This window comes from Marinobacter sp. (assembly GCF_041984545.1).
Classification (GTDB): Bacteria; Pseudomonadota; Gammaproteobacteria; order Pseudomonadales; family Oleiphilaceae; genus Marinobacter.
Map to the genome: position 1 here is coordinate 331 of NZ_JBHIXV010000047.1, position 21,186 is coordinate 21,516.

Below are 21,186 nucleotides of genomic sequence, written 5' to 3' on the forward strand. Positions count from 1 at the left end.
CTCAATACGGTTGTTCGCCGGCATTTTCATGGTGAATCCGAGGAACGACAGGGTACGCCTGCGCGCCGCGGCGAAAGCGACCAGTCCGACGATGATTGCGCCTCCCATCACGAAAGCCAGTGACGGGTCCCAAAGCCCGGCGATATCGAGAAAACCGAGCACTTTTTCCGGATTGGCCATACCCGATACCATGAGCCCCAACCCGAAAATCAGTCCTGCCAGAAGTGAGGTGACAGAGTACTTCATCATTCAGACTCCCATCAGGTGGCGAATTACGAACACCGTTAAAAATCCTGTTGCCATAAAACTCAGGGTTGCGACCAGTGAGCGAGGCGACAGACGAGACAATCCACAGACACCATGCCCGCTGGTGCAGCCTGAGCCGTAGCGAGTGCCTATACCCACCAGCAATCCGGCAACGATCAGGGCTGGATAACCTGCGTCAATCTGAATCGGTGGAAGTTCAGAAAACAACAGCCACAGGCTTGGGGTGCCTACAAGCCCGGCGAGAAAAGCCACCCGCCAGAGTATATCGCGGCGGGCAGGCACCAACAGGCCACCCAGTATTCCACTTATTCCTGCAATGCGGCCGTTCAAAAGCAGGAAGCTTGCAGCGGCGAGGCCGATCAGCAGGCCGCCAGTCAGTGCAGCGCCAGGGGTAAACTGGCTCCAGGCAATATCAATCATTCATAGACTCCCGCGAAATATCGGTTTTGGAATAACCATATAATGGGGAGGAATAATAACAAAAATAGCCCGGCAGGGAATGCCGGGCAGAGGCGTGCGAGTAGTATCCATGAAAGACTTCCAGACAAACCGACATCAGCAGGGATGTCGGTACAGGGAAGTATTGACTATATTTTGAACACTTCAAGCGAGAGCCGGATTCGTTTGAAAACATTTTTTCATATCGAATGCGTCTTTATACTGCGGCCTTTCACTGCGCGCGTCTCAGGCCGACTGAAATCCGCAGAGACCTGTAATACAATGGCCCGTGTCACAGAAAGATTCCCACCCCGAGGTTGTTGTATGTCTGACGAAAGCGACAAAAAACCGGAAAACGATCCGCAGCTGGCGGCAAAAATCAAGGATTCCGCCCGCCAGATCTGGCTTGCGGGTCTGGGAGCCTATACCAAGGCAGAAGAAGACACCGGGCGCTTTTTTGATCGGCTTGTCCAGGAAGGCGAACAACTGGAAAGCAAAACGCGGGGCGTGGTCGAAAAACAGATCAAGTCCGTGGAAGACCGGGTGGAAGGTGTTCGCGAGCGGGCGACGGGCACCTGGGATCGCCTTGAACACATGTTCGATGAGAGAGTGTCCGGGGCGCTCAAACGTCTGGGCATTCATCGTCGGGAAGAAATCGAATCCCTGGAGCGTCGCATCGAAGCCCTGGAGGCGGAACTGTCCAGACTGAAGGACAGGGCAGGCGACGACGAAGAGGAATAGGAGTAGCCCGCCTTACAGATAATCCCGGCTCATCAGACGAGCCTCTTCCCGTTGTTCAGGCGCCAGGTAAGGCAAAACCAGATGCATCATCTGGTACACGCCGCGGCTGGGATTGACAGATTCCCGGTCGTCCAGATGGGAGAGGGTATCGAAGGCACTCCAGTAACATGCTGTCAGGGTGAGCTGTTCACACAGGGAATCCAGTTCCTCCGGCTCGATGGACATCATCCCCTGGCGCCGGAAACTGTCGCAGATAATCCGGAATGCCAGCGCCTTTTTCTTCTGAATGCGCTTGAAGCGCACCCGCAGCTGATCGTAGCGAGCCAGCACATTGACCAGATCCTGATAGAGAAACCGATAGCGCGCGACCGTCTCGAACAGCAAATGGAGGAAAAAACCCTGCTGGTCCAGGGTGATATCGGCATCTTCAGGCACCCCGAGTAGATCCATCATTTCCCGTTCGTACTCGTCGAACAGTTCCTCGACGATATCGCCCTTGCTCTTGAAATGGTAATAGAGGTTGCCGGGACTGATATCCAGCTCATCGGAAATCAGCAGCGTGGTGACATTGGGTTCGCCGACGCTGTTGAACAGCGCCAGGCTGGTCTGGAGGATACGGTCGCGGGTTTTGAGTTTTTTCATGTCGCGCCGGGCAATGTTCAGAGCTCGAAGCTCGCCCAGACAGGACAATGGTCGGACGGCCGCTCCATGGCCCGGATATCGTAGGAAACGCCGGACTGTCTGGCCTTCGGCAGGAGGCTGTCGCTGGCCATGATCAGATCAATGCGCAGGCCGCGCTTGGGGTCCCGCTCGAAGCCCTTGCTGCGGTAATCGAACCAGCTGAACGTGTCTGCCTCTTCCGGATGCAGGTGACGGAAGACATCGGTATAGCCAAGCGCCTCAACCTGGGCCAGCCACTCTCGTTCCTCGGGCAGGAAAGAGCATTTGCCGGAGCGTAACCAGCGCTTGGCGTTGTCGGCACCGATGCCGATGTCGCGGTCTGTGGGAGAGATATTCATGTCGCCCATTACCACAACGTGGCCGCCGGCCTTGTTCAGTTCGTCGAGGTAGCGCATCAGGTCGGCGTAAAACTTTTCCTTGGCGGGAAATTTCACCGGGTGGTCCCGGCTCTCACCCTGGGGAAAGTACCCGTTCACCACCGTGAGCCGCTCGCCATTGACGCTGAACTGCCCGGTGATCAGGCGCCGCTGTGAGTCCTCCCCGTCCCAGGGATAGCCCTTCTGTACATGCTCGGGTTCGGATTTCGAAAGCAGGGCAACGCCGTAATGGGTTTTCTGTCCATGGAAGTGCACGTGATAGCCGAGTTCGCGCACGGCCTCTGCCGGAAAGTCCTCGTCCTGGACCTTGGTTTCCTGAAGCCCGATTACATCTGGTGAGAAGGTTTCAATTACGGCTTCGAGCTGGTGCAGGCGGGTTCGGATACTGTTGACGTTGAACGACACGAACATCATTTTAAAACACTCTCCGGCTTTGGCTTCCGCCGGAGTTTACCACAACGGCCCGGGGTTAAGGCCTTGGCAGGGGAGACGGATTCACGGAGTCAGTTCACAATCCGGGTAGGTCTCAACGGAATAGCGGATGTGAGCGGTGTAGTTTTCGTCCGCGTTCTTGCGGATGTTGGTCAGGCCCAGGTAGTCCGTCAGTGCCCCGTTTTCGTTGTAACCCAGGACAATAGGGTCCACCAGGAAGCGAAGTACCATTCCGGTTGGTCGGATCTGCAGCACTTGCTCTGCGTCGATTTCCCGATTCTCGACGGGTTCCAGCACGAAAGCGTAATGTTCGCCGCGGGTGGGGCCCAGAAAGCGAAATTCGATGGACTTGCCGGCCAGCACGGCTTCCCAGTTCTGGCGAACAAAGTTATCGAAGCCGGCATCCACCACCGTCTGGTCTGTAAACGTCACCGAAAAGTTTTCGATGTCGTCGCCTGACCCTGGCGTATTCCAGCGGATCGTCAGTTGCCGCGGCTGCGGGTAACGAATCTCCATGCGCTCATTGAAGTCGGGCTGGGCAAACTCCACCGTTGGCCGGATCACCGATTTCTCATAGCCGAGATTCTTTGTCGCAAAAGGCTGGTCCGAGTCGGGCTCGAGGTAGGCAACCTCGTGCTTTACCGGCCGAAACAGGTCCCCCTCGCAGTGACCGGCTACCTGATGGCGCTCGGTGTAGAGCACGGCGCCGTCATCGGCTTTGGCGGTGCCGGTAAAGCGCATGTCCGAGGCATGGGAGGGAAGTGTTGCGAGCATTCCTGTAAGCCCAAATGCGGCCAGCACGGCGCGGGTGTTCATGGGACCAACTCCGGATACAAGGTTTTACGGGCGTAAAGAAGCAGGGGAAATACCACCAGCCATCCCAGCGCCAGGGCGACCAGCGACGGGGTCAGTGACGGCAATTCAACGGCACCCAATTGGCTGGCCGACCAGTAAGCGAAGGGCCCGGCGATGGGCGCCAGCACAAACGGAAGCCACGCTTTCCGGCTTACCCAGTCCAGCGAGTGGCTGAGGGTGGTCATGAAAATGGCCCAGATTGCCACCAGCCAGGGCGGCGTGAGCGCGACCTCGCCGCTGCCATCGTCCAGGATGCCCGTACGAAACCAGATGCCATCCAGTATCGAACCGGCCACCGTGCCCAGGCCGATAAACTGCAACTCCGTGAAGCGGTGCTGGCTGACCAGAGCAAAGTGCAGTGCCAGGAACAACAGTACGATGACGGCGCCGAGCAGGTTCGGGTACAAAACGCACGCGAACCACCCGGCCTGGAACAGCACGAAGTTCAAAACGTTACGAGCGGTTTCTGACGCAATCATACGCTAAGAATGTTGTCACGTTTGTTGCCGGGCTTGGCGAACACCAGCTGGGATACACCAATGGCCCTTTCACTGAAGCCCGCCTCGCAGTAGGCAAAATAGAAGTGCCAGAGGCGTTCGAAGGCCTCGTCGTACCCCAGTTCAGCGAGATGCGCCCGCTGGGCCATGAACCGGTTGCACCAGTCCCTGAGCGTGCGGGCGTAATGAAAGCCGATATCCTCCGCGTGGGTCAGCACGAGATTACTTTCGTTGCGCACCGATTCGAGAATGGCCCCGAATGACGGAATAAAGCTGCCAGGAAAGATGAACCGCTGGATGAAATCGACGTTCTTGAGGGCGCGGAGGTAACGCTGCTCCGGCATGTTGATGGCCTGTACCAGCGCGAGCCCGTCGGGTTTCAGCAACGCATTGATCTGGGAGAAGTAACTGTCCAGGAACTGGGGGCCGACGGCTTCGATCATCTCGATGGAAACCAGCTTGTCGAACTGGCCCTCAAGGTCGCGGTAGTCGTCGAAAAGCAGGGTAATGCTGTCCTCCAGGCCTTCATCGCGAACGCGGGCCTTGGCCAGCTCCAACTGCTCCCGTGAGATGGTGGTGGTGGTCACGTGACAGCCATAGTGCTTGGCCGCATGGATGGCGAATCCGCCCCAGCCGGTACCGATCTCGATGACCTTGTCGCCTGGCTTCAGATCGAGCTTGCGACAGATGGTGTCGAGTTTGTGGACGGCGGCCTCTTCCAGGGTTGACTCTGCGCTAGGATAGATTGCCGACGAATACATCATGGTCGGGTCAAGGAACGCCTCGAACAGTTCATTGCCCAGATCGTAGTGGGCGCTGATGTTCTTGCGGGAACCCTCTTTGGTGTTGCGGTTCAGCCAGTGCAGGCCCTTGAGTGCGGGCTTGGTGACCCAACTGAAGCGGTCCTCGAACTGGTTCATGCGATCGACGTTGCGACTGAAGAAGCGGAGCAGGGCCACCAGGTCCGGGGTAGACCAGTCGCCGGCAACAAACGCTTCGGCCGCGCCGACACTGCCGCCGGTAAGCAGGTCGCGCCAGGTGCTGTGGTCGTGTATGTGGAGTTCTGCTGGCGGATAGTGGTTATCGCCATCGCCAAACACCAGATCGTCGAAGCCTGGCTCGCGCACAGTAAGCCGACCATCCTGCAGTAACTGCAGCTGCTGGATGACCAGGACCCGGGCGAAGCGGCTCAGCACCGGCAGGCTGCTGGCACTGGATGAGGACTTTTCAACCGAGGTATTCAGGTTCTCCATGAACTTACCCTTCCACGCGTTTGGCCACGTATCTGGCCAGGAGTCTCGTCGTTATGGCCCGGGTCGGTAACGTCCAGCCCGGCGTCGTCATGCCCCCGGCGATGGGCCGGGTCGTCTTCAGAAAGTTTGTCCGGGTGTGTGTAGAAGGGCGCGCCCTTGAGCTTCAGCTTGAGGGCATGCCAGTAGATTCCGGCAACCACCTTGAACGCTTCCAGCGGAAACTTTCGAAGACTTTTATGCACATCTTTACGAGTGAGAGGGGTGCGTTGGACTACCAGAGTGGCATCAAAATGCTTTCGTCCCTCCTCGAACACATTCATGTGAATGCGCAGCTCACGTCCCCGGAAACTGAAGGTCCATTCGTATTGCTGGTCCATACCGTTAAACGGTGACACGTGGAAGCGCTTGCTGAACCCGAACCGTTCGGTTCGCCATCCGGCCTGACTAGCCTCGTTGCCGCGGGTTTCCAGGCAGTAGACATGGCGATCGTGCCAGGGCGTATTAGTGATCTGCGCCACGATGACCCGGGGAACCGCGCCGGATTCCGGCTGTTTCCCCTGCTGATAGCAGAAATAGAAACTGACCGGATTGAACACGTAGCCGAAATAGCGCGGATGGGTGATCAGTTCCACTTCGCCGTCAGGCCGCCAGCCTGTGGCTTCAGCGACATGGTCGCGAATTGCTTCTGACAGCTGGCCGGCTTCCGGTCGGAAGTAGTCCTTTCGCCTGAGCGACAACCAGTTGAAACCCTCCAGGGAAAACAGGGGGCTGAGCCGGGTCACGCTGTGCCACTCATCGGTATCCAGGGCCAACATGCCGGTGCTGTAGCTGAATTCGTGTTGGACCGGGTACTTCCGTCTGTGCCGGACAGTACCCTCGAGCCACTGGCTGTTCACGGTCAGAGCTCCATCCCGAACGCGCGGGTTACCCGCAGTGCGCTGCGCACACCGTCCTCGTGGAAACCATTAAACCAGTAAGCACCGCAGAAGTGGGTGCGATTGTGGTTGCCAATTTCGTCGTAGCGTTCCTGGGCCCGAACCGCATCCATGGTGAATACCGGATGGGCATACTCAAAGCGTTTGATGATCCGTTCAGGATCGATGTCCTGGCTCCGGTTCAGGGTCACGCAGAAGGTTTCCGGCGCCTCGTGGAAATTCTGCAGGATATTCATGTTGTAGGTCACCGAGACCGGCTCGGTGCTGTGGCCTGGAATGAAATAATTCCAGGCCGCCCAGGCCCGACGGTTGTCTGGCAGAACGCGACTGTCCGTGTGTAGTACAACATCGTTGTTCTGATAGGCAATGGCACCAAGAATGTCCCGTTCCGAGTCGGTGGGGTCGGCCAGCATCGCCAGGGCCTGATCACTGTGGCAGGCGAATACCACCTGGTCGAAGCGATGACTCTCACCTTTCACCAGAACGGTTACCCCGGTGTCGTCACGGCTTACGCGCTCTACCGGGCTGTTCAGGTGGGTGGCTTCGCCCAGGCGATCCATCATCTTGCTGACATATTGAGCGGAGCCGCCGGAAATCACCCGCCAGGTTGGCCTGTCATCCACGGACAGCATGCCGTGGTTGTTGAAAAACTGCAGGAAGAACCGGATCGGGAACTGCTCCAGAACGATTTCCGGTGCCGACCAGATAGCGGCCCCCATGGGCACGATGTAGTAGTTGCGGAAATACCTCGAGTAGCCGTTCCGGTTCAGGTACTCGCCCAGGGTCTCCTCGTTGCTGATGGCGCCGGCCCGGAGATCGGCACGGGTTTCCTTGTTGAACCGGAGAATTTCCCGAACCATTTTCAGAAACGGCAGGTTGAACAGGTTACGGCGCTGGGCAAACAGCGTGTTCAGGCTGGTACCGTTGTACTGCAGCCCGGTGGTGCTGCAATCCACGCTGAAACTCATATCGCTGACTTCCGAGGCCACGCCCAGGCGGTCCATCAGCTTGATGAAGTTGGGGTAGGTCCAGTCATTGAAAACGATAAAACCGGTGTTTACCGGCCAGGTACGACCTCCTGCTTCCACTTGCTCGGTGTTGGTGTGTCCTCCGGCATAGTCGGCGGCTTCGAAAATCTGCACATCGTGTTTCTCGGCCAATAACCAGGCCGCGGTGAGGCCGGACACGCCGGCCCCGATGACAGCAATCCGCTGACGTTCGTTACTCATCCATTCGATTCCTGCTCGTTGTTGCTTTTACGGGCCATGGACGCCGACATTCGGTCGATCAGGGGCCGGGGAAGGGCGCCGAGAATTCTCAGCATCCAGGTAAAGCGCTTGGGAAAGGCGATTTCGTTGTGGCCTTTGGCCAGCCCGCTGACGATCCGCTCGGCTGCGTCCTCGGCCGAGACCAGAAACGGCATGGGAAAATCGTTGCGGTCGGTGAGAGGCGTTTTCACAAACCCGGGTGAAACAACCACCACATCTATGCCCTCGGCGGCCAGATCAGCCCTCAACGCGTGTGCAAAGTACGACAGTGCGGCCTTTGAGGCACCGTAGCCTTCGGCCCGGCCGAACGGGAACCACCAGGCGGAGGAACTCACGATGACGATCGTGGCCGGCTTGCCTTTCGCGCGGGTTCGTCGGAGTGCGGGGAGGGCGATGTCGAGACAGCGTGCAGTGCCAATCACGTTGGTGTGAATGTTTTTTTCAATGACATCGCTGCTGTAATGAGCGATCTCAAGGTATTCACAGGTACCGGCGTTAAGGATGGCCATATCCAGATCGCCGTCGTGTTCGAGCTCTTCCGCGATCGCCTGCAAGTCTTGCTTGCTGGTCGTGTCTCCAGCAGCACACCGGATCTGTTCAGGTGCAACCGACGCCAGCTCTTCCAGCGCGCCTTTGCGTCGACCGGTGATAACGAGCCGATGGCCGCCACGGGCGAGGGCGCGGGTCACTGCCTCACCGATGCCAGAGCTGGCGCCGGTGATCCAGATGTTTGAGGTGTCCTGAAGTCGATCACTCATCCTGCCTGGCCCTTGATCCAACGAATGACCCCGCCGATGACGGGCAGGTTCTCGTAGAGCATCTCACCTGCGTCGAAATAGTCCCGGTGGTAATAGACCCGGCCATCGCGGATCCTGAGATGACTGATGCCCTGTACCTGAACTTCCCGACCTTTGCGAATGCGCTTGTGCCGGAGGTGCATGACCCAGGGTAAAGCGGCAGATTCGCCCTGAACCAAGGCCTCTCCGAACTCGAAACGGCAATCCACGACGTTGGCGTAGGCGCCGGCGAAATAACGGGTCAGTTCGTCCAGGCCGTTCACAGTACCCAGAGGATCCTGAAAACGAATGTCTTCGCTGTAAAGATCGGCAAGTTTGTCGAGGTTACCCTTGTCCAGTTTGTTGAACAGGGCCCGGAAATCCTCCAGCGTTGCGGGAACGGCTGAATTGCGCGTCCCAACTTCAATTTTTGAGGCGGTTGTCATACTCTGCTCCTCCTCATTCTGTCCAGTTCGCGTGTCTCTTCCTGAATGTGCTGCGGGATTGGGTTCAGCTCCCAGATAATGCCCAGTTTCGACATCAGCCAGAGGCCGTACCAGGTAATGTCAATTTCATACCAGCGGAAACCTTGCCGTACCGATTGCGGCCAGCGATGGTGGTTGTTGTGCCAGCCTTCACCCAGCGTAATCAGGGCCAGCCAGAAGTTGTTGCGACTGTCGTCCGCGGTGTCAAAGCGGCGCTTGCCCCAGACGTGAGACAGCGAATTGATTGAGACAGTGGCATGGAACAGCACCACCGTGGAGATGAAGAACCCCCACACCAGTAACTGCAGGCCGTTGGTGCCGAGACCGGGCGCCCAGGCTGCCAGGGCTTCACCCAGGGCATAGATACCCACCGCCGCCAGCGCGGGCACCAGGGAATCAAACCGGTTGATCAGTTTCAGTTCGGGGAACTTGAGCCAGTCTCGAACACGCCGTTCATCCATTGCGAAGCCGGCGTCGCAGGTGAACCAGCCCATGTGAGACCACCAGAAACCGCCATGATGGGGCGAATGCAGATCCTGCTCCTGATCTGAATGCTGATGATGGTGCCTGTGGTGTGCAGCCCACCACAGGGGCCCCCGCTGAGCCGCACTGGCGCCGAGAACAGCAAATACGAACTGTGCAGGACGACTGGTCTTGAAGGTTTTGTGGGCAAAATATCGGTGATAAAAACCCGTGATGGCAAACATGCGAACAACAAAAAATGCGATCGCAAACCCAATGGCAAATGCACTGACACCGGTGTAGAAGGCCAGCAGACACGCGAGATGCAGTGCGATGAATGGGATGACTCTAAGAAAATTGAAGGATCTGGAGTTGGTGTCGATGTGATCCGAACCCGCCTCGGAATCGAACCACCTCAGAATGTTTGTAAGCCAGTGTTGCACTCGGGTCATACCCTGATTGCCTTCCTCTGTTCTATAACCTTGATTGCTGAACCGGCTGACAACCGGTTGCGATTGCTGTCAAGTTGTACGATGTCACCACTTGAATTGGATGCACGATAACTCATGTTTAATCAGACCGCTGATAATCCCTCACTACGTCGTATAGCGATTGTTGGTTCAGGCATGTCGGGCCTTACTGTGGGCCTGCAACTGAAAGGGTTGGGGCACACCGTCACCGTATTTGAAAAAAGCCGCGGCCCGGGTGGCAGGCTGGCGGCCAAACGGGTGCCCTCGGGGTCGGTCGACATTGGAGCTCAGTACTTCACCGCCCGTAACCCGGATTTCCTGCCATTCCTGGAAAAGTACGCAGGCAAAGGCACGTTTACCCCCTGGCAGGGCCGATTGGCCTACCAGGCGCCCTCCGGGGAGTGGGAGCCCTTTCCGGAAGAAGCTCGGTTCGTGGGCACCCCCAGGATGACCGCCATCACCAGGGCTCTGTCGGCCAACCTCAACGTGGTGACGGAAACCCGGGTAGGGAGATTGGCCCGAACGGACAACGCCTGGCGTCTTTACGATACCGAAGGCGTGTCGCTTGGGCTGTTCGATCAGGTGATCATCACCGCGCCGCCGGCCCAGGCCCGTGATATTCTGGCCAGCAGTGGACTTCCCGAGCTTGCCTCTGAGCTGGACGAGCCTGTTGGCAAAGTGTTGCCATGCTGGGCGGTAGCCGCTCATTTCCCCACCAGTCCCTGGCCTCACCACGACGGAATGCGTTGCCAGCATCCTGCGCTCTATTGGGTTGCCCATAACTCCAGCAAGCCCGGACGAGAGGACGCTGGCCAATGGTGGGTTTTGCATGCCGGCGCCAGTTGGACCCAGAAGCATGTCGACACCGCGGCGCCGGAGGTGGCCGAACTGCTGGTAGAGGCCTTCCGGGAGGTTACCGGTTTTCAGACCGGCCCGGATGATGTGGTGGCCCATCGCTGGCTTTATGCCCGCTCCGAAGGCGGCGAACAGCCCGGCCATCTCTGGTACCCGCAACACGACATTGGTCTGGCCGGCGACTGGCTCAGTGGAGGCAGGGTAGAAGGTGCGTTCGACAGCGCCTGTGGCCTGGTCGCGGAAATGCACGCGGCGTCAGTTACTCCGTGAGCGACCCCTGGCTGCCGGTGGTGACATCCGGCCGGGTGTAAAAGTGAGTAATGGTGCCGTCGCGAAACTTGCTGAAAAAGGCGCTGACCTCGGTGATTTTTTTCAGGGAGCGCACCCGGTGGATGGGCTCCCGCACCAGCACCTTGATGCCATTGAAGTTGTCCTGGATATTCGAGAAGCGAGCCCGCATGGAACAGGTAACCACGCGGGCAGGGCTGATGCCGAGTTCCCCGGCCAACCAGGTGCTGTGATGTCGGATGCCCCCAGCAGAAAGGTCTTCGCGGGTATCCAGGTGGTTCAGTTTTACCCGGTTTACGATGCAAAAGGAGTAACTCTGGGGATGCTTGCGGGCCACTTTCCGAAACGCTTCCCAGAAAAAGTTGTCGGTAAGCTCGGCAAAGTAGGTCATGTCGCTCAGGCAGGTGTCTACCCAGTCGAAGTTTTCAGGGTCGTCCAGCACCTCGTTGATCGCCTCCCGCAGGAGCCAGTCGAAACCCAGCGCGGTCTTGTGGGCGTAAACCTTCCGGTACATCTGATGGCGGCTGTACACAAAGTCTTCCAGCGCGCCCAGGCCCTTCTGGGTGATGGCCAGCCCAAGCCACGGCTCCGAGACATCCCAGCCGAAGCGCAGGTTGCTGAGCAGATGGTCCAGGTTAAAGCCGCCAATGGTAACCGATGAGTGGAACCCATCCCGAAGCATGTAATCCGCGCGATCGGCGTCAATTTCCCCGGACACGATAGAGGACAGCAGGTTCATGACCAGCCCGGGAATGTCGTCGCTCAGGGGTGAACCGACCGCCGCATCCTCACCGGCAATGAAGGCCCAGAACGTGCGGGCGTGACGACAGAAGGTCTCACTTGGCGTAACCCCCGTGGTTTCCATGATGCCGATAACATCCCGGGCGTGGAGACCGGCGCTTTCCAGATCCACCGCCGAAAGCACTTCGTGGGCCACTCTCACGGAATAATGCTCGTGCTCCAGTTCTTCCGGCTCGTCGGGGTGGTAATCCGAGAAATCCACACCTCGCCAGAGATCCCGAAACCGGCCGGGTCGCGACATTAGTTCCCGGATTCGGCGGGCCTGAGTGAACTGGTGAGAAAAACTGGAATGCCCGCTGTCGTGGAGCAGGCAGCCCAGGCGAATGGTTTTAGCCAGGTAATCGATGGCATCGAGCTGGCTCAGGCTCAGGTCGGTCTGTTCACTGAGCTGGCGCTCTCTCAGGTAGGCGTCAATCATCGACCGGAACATCCGCGTGCCTACGTGCATAACGCCAATGCTGTGCAGGAAGCGGGAGTGGGTGGCGCCCGGGAACACCAGGCTCAGGATATCGTTCTGGCAGATGTTGCGCAGCCTCTGGAACAGCGGATGGTCAATCACCTGGATTTCGTGCCGGTACAGCGGGATCCCGCCATGAACCGGATCCATGATCAACTTGTCATAGGCTCCGAGAAGGTCGTTGACCGCACGTCTCATCAGCTGGAATCTCCCGAATTCATGAACTTGGCCTTGTTATATCACAGGGGCGTGCCAGAATAGGCTTATCCGAGGCAATTTCCTGTTTCACGCTGGTAGTTTAGGGCAGTCGCCATGACCTCGCGCACCGAGCGCATACTAATCATTGATGCCGATGAACGGGCCCGCACCGATCTTGCCCGATACCTCGAGGCCCGGGGCTTTTACGTAACCGGCTATACCGATCTGGCGGCGGCCAGGGCGCTGTTCGACGATAACATTCCGGATGTCATCTTTGCAGACCTGCCACCGGCCGCCATTCGAGACCTTGCCAGCCGGCTTGAAGAAGCCGAAACCTTTACTCCCATTGTCGCCTGTTCCTCGAGCCAGTCGAGTGTCGATGTTGTTAACGCCCTGCGGGCGGGCGCGGCGGATTTCGTTCTGAAACCCTGCAACGACGACAAGGGCGCCCTGGATGATGTCATTGGCAAGCTTTTTGACCGGGTGCGGGTAAACCGTCTGAATCAGCTCTATCGGCAGGAACTCGAAGAAGCCAACCGGGACCTCCGGGAGGGTATTGCCGAGTTGCGGGCAGACCAGCGGGCCGGGCGTAAAGTGCAATTGCGGATGCTGCCGGAGCACGAACAGGTCATGAGCGGCCTGCATGTGGACCACATGATCAAGCCGTCGCTGTTTCTGAGCGGCGATTTCCTGGATTACTTCCGCGTGACCGACGACAAGGTCCTGGTGTACATCGCCGATGTCTCCGGTCATGGCGCCAGTTCTGCATTCGTTACGGTGCTGCTGAAAAACCTCACCAACCGCCTTCAACGGAACCTGCGTCGTGGTTCCAGCGACGATATTCTTTATCCTGACCGATTTCTCGAACGCATTAACTCCGAGCTGCTGGATACCGGCCTGGGCAAACACGTAACGGTGTTCGTTGGCATCATCTCCCTGAGCGAGCGGAAGCTGCACTACGCGGTGGGTGCCCACTTCCCGATGCCCATTTTGTCGTTCGAGGGTGGAGAAACCGCCTTTCTGGAGGGCAGTGGCCTGCCCGTGGGCCTTTTTGAAGCTCCCGAGTGGGAGGTGTACGAGCGGCCTTTGACCAAACCGTTTCACCTGACCCTGTTTTCCGATGGAATCCTCGAGGTTATCCGGAAAAAAACTCTTGATGAAAAGGAGGGGACACTACTTGAACTCGTCTCGGGAGGTCGTCACACTATCGCATCGCTCAACGACGCTCTGAATCTCGACGAGATCACAGAGCTGCCTGACGATATCGCTATTGTGTCGGTTACTGATACCATGAGTGGGTCAGAGAACACTTCGTCGAAATAGTGGCAGTGTGGAACATGGCTGGTTACAAGATCCTGCAGGCAGAGAAACAGGGCATTTATGTCCTCAAGTTTATTGGGGAAATCCGGCTGAACCTTTGTTCGACGCTGGACAATCTGGTTGAGTCGATCACGCAGGACCCGGAGTTCAAAACGGTGGTGGTGGATCTCACGGAAACCGAGATCATCGACAGCACAACCCTGGGTCTGTTGGCCAAGATTGCCATGGCGGCCCAGAAACAGAGCCACTTCCTGCCCACCCTGATTTCCACCAATCCCGACATTACCCGCATTATCACGTCCATGGGTTTCGACAAGATTTTCATCATTGTCCGAGAGCCTGCGTCCCGTATTGAAGAACTTGAAGAAATACCCGTGCTCAAGGCCAGTGAACAACAGGTTCGCGACAAGGTACTCGATGCCCACAAGGTACTGATGGGTCTGAACAGCCGAAACAGGGAAGAATTCAAGAATCTGGTGCGCGCTCTGGAATGTGAAGAGCCCGGCTGAGCCGAAAGCCCCCGGGCCCAAATGCCGGTGTCACACCTGATCTGACAACAACGGAAGCATTATGTCTGAACAAACGACGCCCCGTCGCGATGGGGCATCCGGGCCAGCGCACGACGTTGCGGTGCTTGGTGGCGGGAGCTTTGGCACCGCCATGGCCAAGGTGCTTGGCGAGAACGGCCACCGGGTGCATTTCTGGATGCGCGATGAAGCACAGGTTGAGGAAATCCGCAGCCACCGTACCAACAGCCGGTACATGCCCAATGTGGAGCTGAAAGGCGACATTCTCGCCACCACCGATCTCGGTGACGCAGTCAGCAAGGCCGAGCTCGTTTTTATCGCCATTCCAAGCAAGGCATTTCGGGCCGTTATCCGCGAGAACTGCAACAAATTCCGCGATGATCAGATCGTGGTCAGCCTCACCAAGGGTATCGAGGAGCACGGTTTCAAGCTGATGAGCGAGATCCTGCAGGAGGAGATCCCCCGCTGCCGGATCGGCGTACTCAGCGGGCCCAACCTCGCCAGCGAGATCGTCGACAGGGACCTGACCGCGACAGTTATCGCCGCCAAGGATCCGGACGTGCGCAGAACCGTCCAGGAGTTGCTGGGCTGCGAGTATTTCCGGGTATACGCGAACGTGGACGTATACGGCGTGGAGCTCGCTGGTGCGCTCAAGAACATTTATGCCATCGTCGCCGGCCTTGCATCCGCTCTTGAGATGGGTGAGAACGCCAAGGCCATGCTGATTACCCGGGGGCTGGCGGAAATGAGCCGCTTTGCGGTGAGCCTCGGCGCCAATCCGATGACCTTCATGGGCCTGGCCGGTGTGGGCGATCTGATCGTTACCTGCACGTCGTCCAAGAGCCGCAACTTCCGGGTGGGTTACGCGGTTGGCCAGGGTCAGAAGCTTGATGACGCTGTGGCGGAGCTGGGGCAGGTGGCCGAAGGCATTTACACGCTCAAGCTGGTCAAGGAAAAGGCCGAAGCGATCGGGATCTACATGCCTCTGGTTCGTGGCCTGTACGAAATTCTCTACGATCACGCGTCGATCAAGGCGGTCATCAACAGCCTGATGATGTCTGTCCAGAACTCCGACGTTGAATTCATTCTGCCTAGGACCATCACACAGTAGGCGGCCAGCAGAGGAAGACTGCCCTTGCAACTGCTCATCATGCGTCATGGCGAAGCCGGCTGGCATACCCTGGACCAGGAGCGGGAGTTGACCGAACACGGGCGGCTTGCGGTGGCTGAGGTGGCGGCCCAGATTGCCGAATCGCCCTGGCGACCGAAGCTGATCTGGAGCAGCCCCTACGTCCGGGCCCGGCAGACGGCGGCTATTGTGTCCGAGATTCTCAACTGCCCCGTGGAAGAGAAACTGTTCATTACGCCGGACGACGACCCAGGGGCCTGCCTGGACGCACTGATCGAGCAGCACGAATCCCCGCTGATGGTGGTCTCCCATATGCCTTTGGTGGGCGGTCTCGCCACCCTGCTGGTAGATGCCCACCGGCGCGGCATCCCGTTCATGACCGCACAGGCGGTTGCCCTTGAAATGCCGGTGGTCGGCCCGGGCTGCGCCGACCTCAAAGCACAGTTTCTGCCGTGATTGGAGCCACCGTAATGACGACAAATCCGGATAAACTGGCAAAACAGGTGGAGAAAACCGTGAAGAATCCCGGCCATCCGCCCCTTGAACAGTGGAATCCCGAGCTTTCGGGCGATATGGATCTGCACGTCAGCCGAGACGGGCAGTGGATCTTCAAAGGCGAGCCCATGGCCCGTGAGGCCATCGTCCGTCTGTTCTCAACCATTCTGCGACGGGAAGCGGATGGCCATTACTACCTGGTGACCCCGGTCGAGAAATGGCGCATCCAGGTGGAAGATACCCCGTTGCTGGCCCATTCGCTGGAAGCGTCCGGGGAAGCTGAACAGCAGGTGCTGTCCCTGACCACCAGTGTCGGGGAAACCCTGGAGATTGGGCCGGACCACCCTCTGGAAGTTGGTACCTACGACAACTCGGACGAGCCCCGGCCGGTGGTGACGGTGCGCCACGGCGTCGAGGCCAGGCTGGTAACCGCCGCTTTTTACGATCTGGCCGAACACGCCATCGAGCGGGTGGAACACGGTCAATCGGTCTTTGGCGTCTGGAGCCATGGAATTTTCTACAAAATCGGGCAGGGTGGTTGAAAAGCCCCGCGGCGTCCCCAGAATTACGGTAGAAAACGCACTCTGACCATTGTTAAACTGTGTTTTCATACTTGTTATGAGCCTGGCTCTCTAACGAGGCCCGGTGGTCGTTAGTCCCTCTGTGCAGTCTGGCTGTTCACGATCACTTTCGATTGCCTAAATCAATTAAACAGTCATTGCGAGACACGCAAGGAGATCACATGGCCCAACCTCGTGTTGTCACCATCCATTACACGCTCACTAACGATCAGGGAGAGCAGCTTGATTCCTCCCGTGTAGAAGGTCGCGAGCCTCTGTCTTACCTGGAAGGTGCACAGAACATCATCGGCGGACTGGAAAGTGCGTTGAACGAAAAGAACGCAGGCGACCAGGTCAAGGTGTCTGTAGAACCTGCTGAAGGGTACGGCGAAGTTAACGAAGAGCTGATTCAGCCTGTTCCTCGTTCTGCATTTGAAGGTGTCGATACCATCGAGCCGGGCATGCAGTTCCAAGCACAGACTCCGGGCGGCCCCCAGGTTGTTCGCGTGGTTGAAGTGGGCGACGACACCGTCACCATTGATGCCAACCACCCGCTGGCCGGTCAGACCCTGCACTTCGACGTGGAAGTGGTCGAGACCCGCGACGCGACCGACGAAGAGCAAGAGCACGGTCACGCTCACTAAGCTTTTCCGAAGCGTACAGAAACGGCTCCCTCGGGAGCCGTTTTTTTATGTCTGGAGATAAGCCTTGATCCGACACCAACAAAAAACGGCCCGCGAGGGGCCGTTATTAATACCGGAAGCCGAACTTACATGTTCGGATAGTTCGGGCCACCGCCCCCTTCCGGAGTTACCCAGGTAATGTTCTGGGCAGGGTCCTTGATGTCACAGGTCTTGCAGTGCACGCAGTTCTGGGCATTAATCTGGAACCGCTTGCCACTGCCGTCATCCTTTTCAACCACCTCATATACACCAGCCGGGCAGTAGCGCTGGGCGGGCTCGTCGTACTTGGGCAGGTTGTCACGGATCGGAAGTTCCGGATCGGTCAGCTTCAAGTGAACCGGCTGGTCTTCCTCGTGGTTGGTGTTGGAGATAAACACCGAGGACAGGCGGTCGAAAGTCAGGGTGTTGTCCGGCTTCGGATAGTTCACCTTCTTGCACTCGGACGCCGGCTTCAGAGTGGCGTAGTCCGGTGTGGTGTCGTGGAAGGTGATTGGCAGGCTGCCACGCAGGATGTTCTGCTCGAAGAAGGCGAGGGCGCCGCCCACCACGTTGCCGAATTTGTGCATGGCCGGGCCGAAGTTACGCTCGGCATAGAGTTCCTTGTACAGCCAGCTGTCTTCAAAGCGCTTCTGGAAGCTGGTAATTTCTTCACCGCTCTTGCCTTCCTTCAGAGCCTCGAACACCGCTTCTGCACCCAGCAGGCCGGATTTCATGGCGGTATGGGAGCCCTTGATCTTTGAGCTGTTCAGGGTGCCTGCATCACAGCCCAGCAACAGACCACCCGGGAAGCTCATCTTGGGCAGGGCATTGTAGCCGCCCTTGGCGATGGCACGGGCACCGTAAGAAACGCGCTTGCCGCCTTCCAGGTGCTTCTTGATCTCCGGATGCAGCTTCAGGCGCTGGAACTCTTCAAACGGGCTCAGGTGCGGGTTGCTGTAAGACAGATCGGTGATCAGGCCCACGTAAACCTGGCCGTTTTCCAGGTGATACAGGAACGAACCGCCGGTGGAGCCGGTCTCGTTAAGCGGCCAGCCGGTGGTGTGGACGACCAGTCCGGGCTCGTGTTTGGCCGGATCGATATCCCACAGTTCCTTGATGCCGATGCCGTAGTGCTGGGGATCCTTGCCTTCGTCCAGCTTGAAGTCGTTGATCAGACGCTTGCCCAGGTGGCCACGGCAACCTTCGGTAAACAGGGTGTACTTGGCGCGCAGTTCCATGCCCGGCATGTAGCCGTCTTTCTCGGAACCGTCGCGGGCCACGCCCATGTCGCCGGTGATGATGCCTTTAACCTGGCCGTCTTCAACAATGGTCTCGGCGGCCGCAAAGCCCGGGTACACTTCAACGCCCAGCTGCTCGGCCTGCTCGGCCAGCCAGCGGCAGAGGTTGCCCAGGCTGATAATATAGTTGCCGTGGTTGTGCATGTTCCTGGGCACAAAGGCGTTGGGAATCTTGGTGGCGCTTTCCTGGTTCTTGAGCAGGAAAATATCGTCGCGGGTAACCGGCGTGTTCAGCGGAGCGCCTTTCTCTTTCCAGTCCGGGAAGAGTTCGTTGAGGGCAGTGGGCTCGAACACGGTACCGGCCAGGATGTGCGCGCCGATTTCAGAACCTTTTTCTACCACGCATACGGTGAGTTCCTCGCCAGCTTCCTGTGCCAACTGCATGACACGGCACGCTGCCGACAGGCCCGCCGGGCCGCCGCCGACGATAAGAACATCAAATTCCATCGATTCGCGTTCCACGTTGGTCTCCTCAAACATCTTTGATGAATATTGTATGCCCGCAGGCGAGTTTTACGGGTCGCCATAATACCGGCTAAAAGGCCTGTAGACGACTGCCACAGGCCGATTTGGCCTGCCTGACTATCTGAAAGGATACCGCATTTGAGAAATCAAACAAACGTTTGTTTGAAATTCGCTCTAACCTTTGGCACTCTAAGAGCACACTGAAACATGGTGTATTTTGAGTCGAAATCTAGTATCGTCTCATTACGGTTCCCGGTCAAGGCCGGTGAATTGGCTGAAACTCAGTCCTGGCGCGTCGTTTCAGGTCATTGATTCTGCCGAGCGTTGCCCCCACCATTGTGGCGCATTGAACTCAGGCAGGCTCTGCGCGAGGACTGCAAGTCATAAACCCATCGTAGAAGAACGAGGAATCTATGAAGGTTCTGGTCGCTGTAAAACGAGTTATCGACTACAACGTGAAGGTGCGCGTCAAGCCGGACAACACCGGTGTTGATCTCGCCAACGTCAAGATGGCAATGAACCCGTTCTGCGAAATCGCCGTGGAAGAGGCGGTTCGCCTGAAGGAAAAGGGTGTTGCTACCGAAATCGTGGTGGTGTCCATTGGTCCCAAGGCCGCCCAGGAGCAGATCCGTACCGCTCTGGCGCTGGGTGCAGACCGTGGTATCCACGTTGAAACCGACGAGGAGGTTCAGTCTCTCGAAGCGGCCAAGCTGCTGAAGGCGGTTGTTGAGAAGGAAGAGCCGAAGCTCGTGATTCTCGGCAAGCAGTCCATCGATTCCGACAACAACCAGACTGGCCAGATGCTGGCCGCGCTGACCGGCATGGGTCAGGGCACCTTCGCTTCCGAAGTGGTTGTTGAGGGCGACAAGGTCAACGTAACCCGCGAGGTAGACGGTGGTCTGATGACCGTTTCCCTGAACCTGCCAGCGGTTGTTACCACCGACCTGCGTCTGAACGAGCCGCGCTACGCCTCCCTGCCGAACATCATGAAGGCCAAGAAAAAGCCGCTGGACGGCATGAGCCCGGCCGATCTGGGTGTCGACATTGCTCCGCGCCTTTCCACCCTGAAGGTTGAAGCGCCCGCTTCCCGTCAGGCAGGTGTGAAAGTGGCTGATGTAGCCGAGCTGGTCGATAAACTGAAGAACGAAGCGAAGGTGATCTAAATGAGCATCCTTGTAATTGCTGAACATGACAACAGCAGCCTGAAGCAGGCTACCCTGAATGTTGTAGCGGCTGCCAAGGCCATCGGCGGTGACATCGACGTACTGGTTGCCGGCGAAAACTGTGGTGCCGTTGCGGAATCTGCGGCGAAGGCCGAAGGCGTGAACAAGGTTCTGGTTGCCGATAACGCTGCCTATGGCCATTTCCTGGCCGAGAACCTCGGCGAGCTGGTTGCCGAAGTGGGCAAGGGCTACAGCCACGTGCTGGCCGCTGCCGGTACCACTGGCAAGGACTTTATGCCGCGCGTCGCCGCACTGCTGGACGTTGCCCAGGTATCCGATATTATCCGTGTTGAGTCTGACGACACCTTCGTTCGTCCGATCTACGCCGGTAACGCCATCGCTACTGTAAAATCCAGCGACAGCGTCAAGGTGATCACCGTTCGTCCGACTGCATTCGATCCGGTAGCCGCAGAAGGCGGTTCTGCCGCCGTTGAGCAGCTGGACCTCGTCAAGGACGCTGGCCTGTCTTCCTTCGTGAGCGAAGAGAAGGCCGAGTCGGATCGTCCGGACCTGGCCTCCGCCGGTATCGTTATCTCCGGTGGTCGTGGCATGCAGAACGGCGACAACTTCAAGATGCTGGAGCAGGTGGCCGATCTGATGGGTGCAGCCGTTGGCGCCTCCCGTGCTGCAGTTGATGCCGGCTTCGTGCCGAACGACATGCAGGTCGGCCAGACCGGCAAGATCGTGGCTCCGCAGCTGTACATCGCCGTGGGCATTTCCGGTGCCATCCAGCATCTGGCCGGCATGTCTGACTCCAAGGTGATCGTTGCGATCAACAAGGACGAAGAAGCGCCGATCTTCCAGGTAGCGGACTACGGCCTGGTAGCGGACCTGTTCGAAGCGGTGCCGCAACTTGAGGAAGAGTTGAAGAAAGTTCTGTAACTTTCTCTCAAGTATCGAAAAAGGCACCTTCGGGTGCCTTTTTTGGTGCGCCCGGCACGGGCGCACTCCTGGAGGTGCAAGTCCTCCCG

Annotated in this window: 24 protein-coding genes; 10 read left to right on the forward strand and 14 right to left on the reverse strand. The window is 58.0% G+C overall.

Features of this window, described 5'->3' with window-relative positions; translation table 11 throughout:
• Both ACFC20_RS16340 and ACFC20_RS16345 read right to left on the reverse strand, forming a co-directional pair.
• Positions 1-246 (reverse strand): DUF6691 family protein (locus ACFC20_RS16340; RefSeq protein WP_375193949.1); only part of this gene is annotated, 246 nt, incomplete at its 3' end.
• A 3-nt stretch (positions 247-249) separates the two neighbouring features.
• The gene (locus ACFC20_RS16345) at positions 250-687 is read right to left on the reverse strand and encodes a YeeE/YedE family protein (RefSeq protein ID WP_222180197.1); all 438 of its coding nucleotides are present in this window, start codon (positions 685-687) and stop codon (positions 250-252) included.
• Between the two features lie 342 nt (positions 688-1,029).
• Here ACFC20_RS16345 and ACFC20_RS16350 point away from each other — a divergent pair, with 342 nt between their 5' ends.
• A complete protein-coding gene (locus ACFC20_RS16350; protein ID WP_375193931.1) occupies positions 1,030-1,446 on the forward strand; it encodes a phasin family protein in 417 nt (138 codons plus the stop codon).
• 12 nt (positions 1,447-1,458) lie between these two features.
• Here ACFC20_RS16350 and ACFC20_RS16355 read toward each other — a convergent pair whose 3' ends face one another.
• The 10 genes from ACFC20_RS16355 to ACFC20_RS16400 all read right to left on the reverse strand — a co-directional run bounded on the left by ACFC20_RS16355 (position 1,459) and on the right by ACFC20_RS16400 (position 9,919).
• Positions 1,459-2,088 (reverse strand): TetR/AcrR family transcriptional regulator, encoded by a 630-nt coding sequence (locus tag ACFC20_RS16355; protein WP_375193932.1) that lies wholly within the window; start codon positions 2,086-2,088, stop codon positions 1,459-1,461.
• Between the two features lie 17 nt (positions 2,089-2,105).
• Positions 2,106-2,918, reverse strand: coding sequence for an exodeoxyribonuclease III (gene xthA, locus ACFC20_RS16360; protein ID WP_375193933.1), 813 nt, complete (start codon positions 2,916-2,918; stop codon positions 2,106-2,108).
• Positions 2,919-2,999: 81 nt separating this feature from the next.
• Positions 3,000-3,752: a hypothetical protein gene (locus ACFC20_RS16365; RefSeq protein ID WP_375193934.1), complete on the reverse strand. Its 753-nt coding sequence runs from the start codon at positions 3,750-3,752 to the stop codon at positions 3,000-3,002.
• Entirely contained in the window at positions 3,749-4,270 is a 522-nt protein-coding gene (locus ACFC20_RS16370; protein WP_375193935.1) for a DUF2878 domain-containing protein, read from the reverse strand. Before ACFC20_RS16370 ends, ACFC20_RS16365 begins: the two co-directional genes overlap by 4 nt.
• Positions 4,267-5,541 (reverse strand): class I SAM-dependent methyltransferase, encoded by a 1,275-nt coding sequence (locus ACFC20_RS16375; RefSeq protein ID WP_375193936.1) that lies wholly within the window; start codon positions 5,539-5,541, stop codon positions 4,267-4,269. The genes ACFC20_RS16370 and ACFC20_RS16375 overlap by 4 nt, the downstream gene beginning before the upstream one ends.
• Positions 5,529-6,437 carry a DUF1365 domain-containing protein gene (locus ACFC20_RS16380; RefSeq protein WP_375193937.1) on the reverse strand — a complete coding sequence of 303 codons (909 nt, stop codon included), beginning with the start codon at positions 6,435-6,437 and terminating at the stop codon, positions 5,529-5,531. Before ACFC20_RS16380 ends, ACFC20_RS16375 begins: the two co-directional genes overlap by 13 nt.
• 2 nt (positions 6,438-6,439) lie before the next feature.
• Positions 6,440-7,705, reverse strand: coding sequence for an NAD(P)/FAD-dependent oxidoreductase (locus ACFC20_RS16385; protein ID WP_375193938.1), 1,266 nt, complete (start codon positions 7,703-7,705; stop codon positions 6,440-6,442).
• Entirely contained in the window at positions 7,702-8,502 is an 801-nt protein-coding gene (locus ACFC20_RS16390) for an SDR family NAD(P)-dependent oxidoreductase (protein WP_375193939.1), read from the reverse strand. Before ACFC20_RS16390 ends, ACFC20_RS16385 begins: the two co-directional genes overlap by 4 nt.
• Complete coding sequence (locus ACFC20_RS16395) at positions 8,499-8,966, reverse strand: nuclear transport factor 2 family protein (RefSeq protein WP_375193940.1); 468 nt, start codon at positions 8,964-8,966, stop codon at positions 8,499-8,501. The genes ACFC20_RS16390 and ACFC20_RS16395 overlap by 4 nt, the downstream gene beginning before the upstream one ends.
• A complete protein-coding gene (locus ACFC20_RS16400) occupies positions 8,963-9,919 on the reverse strand; it encodes an acyl-CoA desaturase (protein WP_375193941.1) in 957 nt (318 codons plus the stop codon). Before ACFC20_RS16400 ends, ACFC20_RS16395 begins: the two co-directional genes overlap by 4 nt.
• Before the next feature lie 114 nt (positions 9,920-10,033).
• Between ACFC20_RS16400 and ACFC20_RS16405 the strand changes: the two genes are divergently transcribed.
• Complete coding sequence (locus ACFC20_RS16405; RefSeq protein ID WP_375193942.1) at positions 10,034-11,062, forward strand: NAD(P)/FAD-dependent oxidoreductase; 1,029 nt, start codon at positions 10,034-10,036, stop codon at positions 11,060-11,062.
• On the opposite strand, the gene ACFC20_RS16410 is transcribed toward ACFC20_RS16405, so the two are convergent.
• Positions 11,052-12,536, reverse strand: a complete 1,485-nt coding sequence (locus ACFC20_RS16410) for an HD domain-containing protein (RefSeq protein WP_375193943.1) — start codon at positions 12,534-12,536, stop codon at positions 11,052-11,054. The genes ACFC20_RS16405 and ACFC20_RS16410 overlap by 11 nt on opposite strands.
• Positions 12,537-12,650: 114 nt before the next feature.
• Between ACFC20_RS16410 and ACFC20_RS16415 the strand changes: the two genes are divergently transcribed.
• The 6 genes from ACFC20_RS16415 to ACFC20_RS16440 all read left to right on the forward strand — a co-directional run bounded on the left by ACFC20_RS16415 (position 12,651) and on the right by ACFC20_RS16440 (position 17,211).
• The gene (locus tag ACFC20_RS16415) at positions 12,651-13,859 is read left to right on the forward strand and encodes a PP2C family protein-serine/threonine phosphatase (RefSeq protein ID WP_375193944.1); all 1,209 of its coding nucleotides are present in this window, start codon (positions 12,651-12,653) and stop codon (positions 13,857-13,859) included.
• Between the two features lie 14 nt (positions 13,860-13,873).
• Positions 13,874-14,365, forward strand: coding sequence for an STAS domain-containing protein (locus ACFC20_RS16420; protein WP_091990697.1), 492 nt, complete (start codon positions 13,874-13,876; stop codon positions 14,363-14,365).
• A 61-nt stretch (positions 14,366-14,426) separates the two neighbouring features.
• The gene (locus ACFC20_RS16425) at positions 14,427-15,494 is read left to right on the forward strand and encodes an NAD(P)H-dependent glycerol-3-phosphate dehydrogenase (RefSeq protein ID WP_375183479.1); all 1,068 of its coding nucleotides are present in this window, start codon (positions 14,427-14,429) and stop codon (positions 15,492-15,494) included.
• Between the two features lie 24 nt (positions 15,495-15,518).
• Positions 15,519-15,968 (forward strand): histidine phosphatase family protein, encoded by a 450-nt coding sequence (locus ACFC20_RS16430; RefSeq protein ID WP_091985366.1) that lies wholly within the window; start codon positions 15,519-15,521, stop codon positions 15,966-15,968.
• A 14-nt stretch (positions 15,969-15,982) separates the two neighbouring features.
• A complete protein-coding gene (locus ACFC20_RS16435) occupies positions 15,983-16,549 on the forward strand; it encodes a DUF1285 domain-containing protein (RefSeq protein ID WP_375183478.1) in 567 nt (188 codons plus the stop codon).
• 200 nt (positions 16,550-16,749) lie between these two features.
• The gene (locus tag ACFC20_RS16440) at positions 16,750-17,211 is read left to right on the forward strand and encodes a peptidylprolyl isomerase (RefSeq protein WP_091985361.1); all 462 of its coding nucleotides are present in this window, start codon (positions 16,750-16,752) and stop codon (positions 17,209-17,211) included.
• Positions 17,212-17,336: 125 nt separating this feature from the next.
• On the opposite strand, the gene ACFC20_RS16445 is transcribed toward ACFC20_RS16440, so the two are convergent.
• A complete protein-coding gene (locus ACFC20_RS16445; protein WP_375193945.1) occupies positions 17,337-18,989 on the reverse strand; it encodes an electron transfer flavoprotein-ubiquinone oxidoreductase in 1,653 nt (550 codons plus the stop codon).
• Between the two features lie 416 nt (positions 18,990-19,405).
• Between ACFC20_RS16445 and ACFC20_RS16450 the strand changes: the two genes are divergently transcribed.
• Both ACFC20_RS16450 and ACFC20_RS16455 read left to right on the forward strand, forming a co-directional pair.
• Positions 19,406-20,155, forward strand: a complete 750-nt coding sequence (locus ACFC20_RS16450) for an electron transfer flavoprotein subunit beta/FixA family protein (RefSeq protein ID WP_375193946.1) — start codon at positions 19,406-19,408, stop codon at positions 20,153-20,155.
• Complete coding sequence (locus ACFC20_RS16455) at positions 20,156-21,097, forward strand: electron transfer flavoprotein subunit alpha/FixB family protein (RefSeq protein WP_375193947.1); 942 nt, start codon at positions 20,156-20,158, stop codon at positions 21,095-21,097.
• Positions 21,098-21,186 lie beyond the last annotated feature (89 nt).

Coding starts and splice junctions, on each gene's coding strand:
- ACFC20_RS16415 (WP_375193944.1), top strand. CDS start 12,651: ATGACCTCGCGCACCGAGCGCATACTAATCATTGATGCCGATGAACGG.
- ACFC20_RS16405 (WP_375193942.1), top strand. CDS start 10,034: ATGTTTAATCAGACCGCTGATAATCCCTCACTACGTCGTATAGCGATT.
- ACFC20_RS16390 (WP_375193939.1), bottom strand. CDS start 8,502: ATGAGTGATCGACTTCAGGACACCTCAAACATCTGGATCACCGGCGCC.
- ACFC20_RS16350 (WP_375193931.1), top strand. CDS start 1,030: ATGTCTGACGAAAGCGACAAAAAACCGGAAAACGATCCGCAGCTGGCG.
- xthA (WP_375193933.1), bottom strand. CDS start 2,918: ATGATGTTCGTGTCGTTCAACGTCAACAGTATCCGAACCCGCCTGCAC.
- ACFC20_RS16365 (WP_375193934.1), bottom strand. CDS start 3,752: ATGAACACCCGCGCCGTGCTGGCCGCATTTGGGCTTACAGGAATGCTC.
- ACFC20_RS16455 (WP_375193947.1), top strand. CDS start 20,156: ATGAGCATCCTTGTAATTGCTGAACATGACAACAGCAGCCTGAAGCAG.
- ACFC20_RS16395 (WP_375193940.1), bottom strand. CDS start 8,966: ATGACAACCGCCTCAAAAATTGAAGTTGGGACGCGCAATTCAGCCGTT.
- ACFC20_RS16410 (WP_375193943.1), bottom strand. CDS start 12,536: ATGAGACGTGCGGTCAACGACCTTCTCGGAGCCTATGACAAGTTGATC.
- ACFC20_RS16420 (WP_091990697.1), top strand. CDS start 13,874: ATGGCTGGTTACAAGATCCTGCAGGCAGAGAAACAGGGCATTTATGTC.
- ACFC20_RS16375 (WP_375193936.1), bottom strand. CDS start 5,541: ATGGAGAACCTGAATACCTCGGTTGAAAAGTCCTCATCCAGTGCCAGC.
- ACFC20_RS16345 (WP_222180197.1), bottom strand. CDS start 687: ATGATTGATATTGCCTGGAGCCAGTTTACCCCTGGCGCTGCACTGACT.
- ACFC20_RS16355 (WP_375193932.1), bottom strand. CDS start 2,088: ATGAAAAAACTCAAAACCCGCGACCGTATCCTCCAGACCAGCCTGGCG.
- ACFC20_RS16400 (WP_375193941.1), bottom strand. CDS start 9,919: ATGACCCGAGTGCAACACTGGCTTACAAACATTCTGAGGTGGTTCGAT.
- ACFC20_RS16440 (WP_091985361.1), top strand. CDS start 16,750: ATGGCCCAACCTCGTGTTGTCACCATCCATTACACGCTCACTAACGAT.
- ACFC20_RS16435 (WP_375183478.1), top strand. CDS start 15,983: ATGACGACAAATCCGGATAAACTGGCAAAACAGGTGGAGAAAACCGTG.
- ACFC20_RS16425 (WP_375183479.1), top strand. CDS start 14,427: ATGTCTGAACAAACGACGCCCCGTCGCGATGGGGCATCCGGGCCAGCG.
- ACFC20_RS16370 (WP_375193935.1), bottom strand. CDS start 4,270: ATGATTGCGTCAGAAACCGCTCGTAACGTTTTGAACTTCGTGCTGTTC.
- ACFC20_RS16385 (WP_375193938.1), bottom strand. CDS start 7,705: ATGAGTAACGAACGTCAGCGGATTGCTGTCATCGGGGCCGGCGTGTCC.
- ACFC20_RS16450 (WP_375193946.1), top strand. CDS start 19,406: ATGAAGGTTCTGGTCGCTGTAAAACGAGTTATCGACTACAACGTGAAG.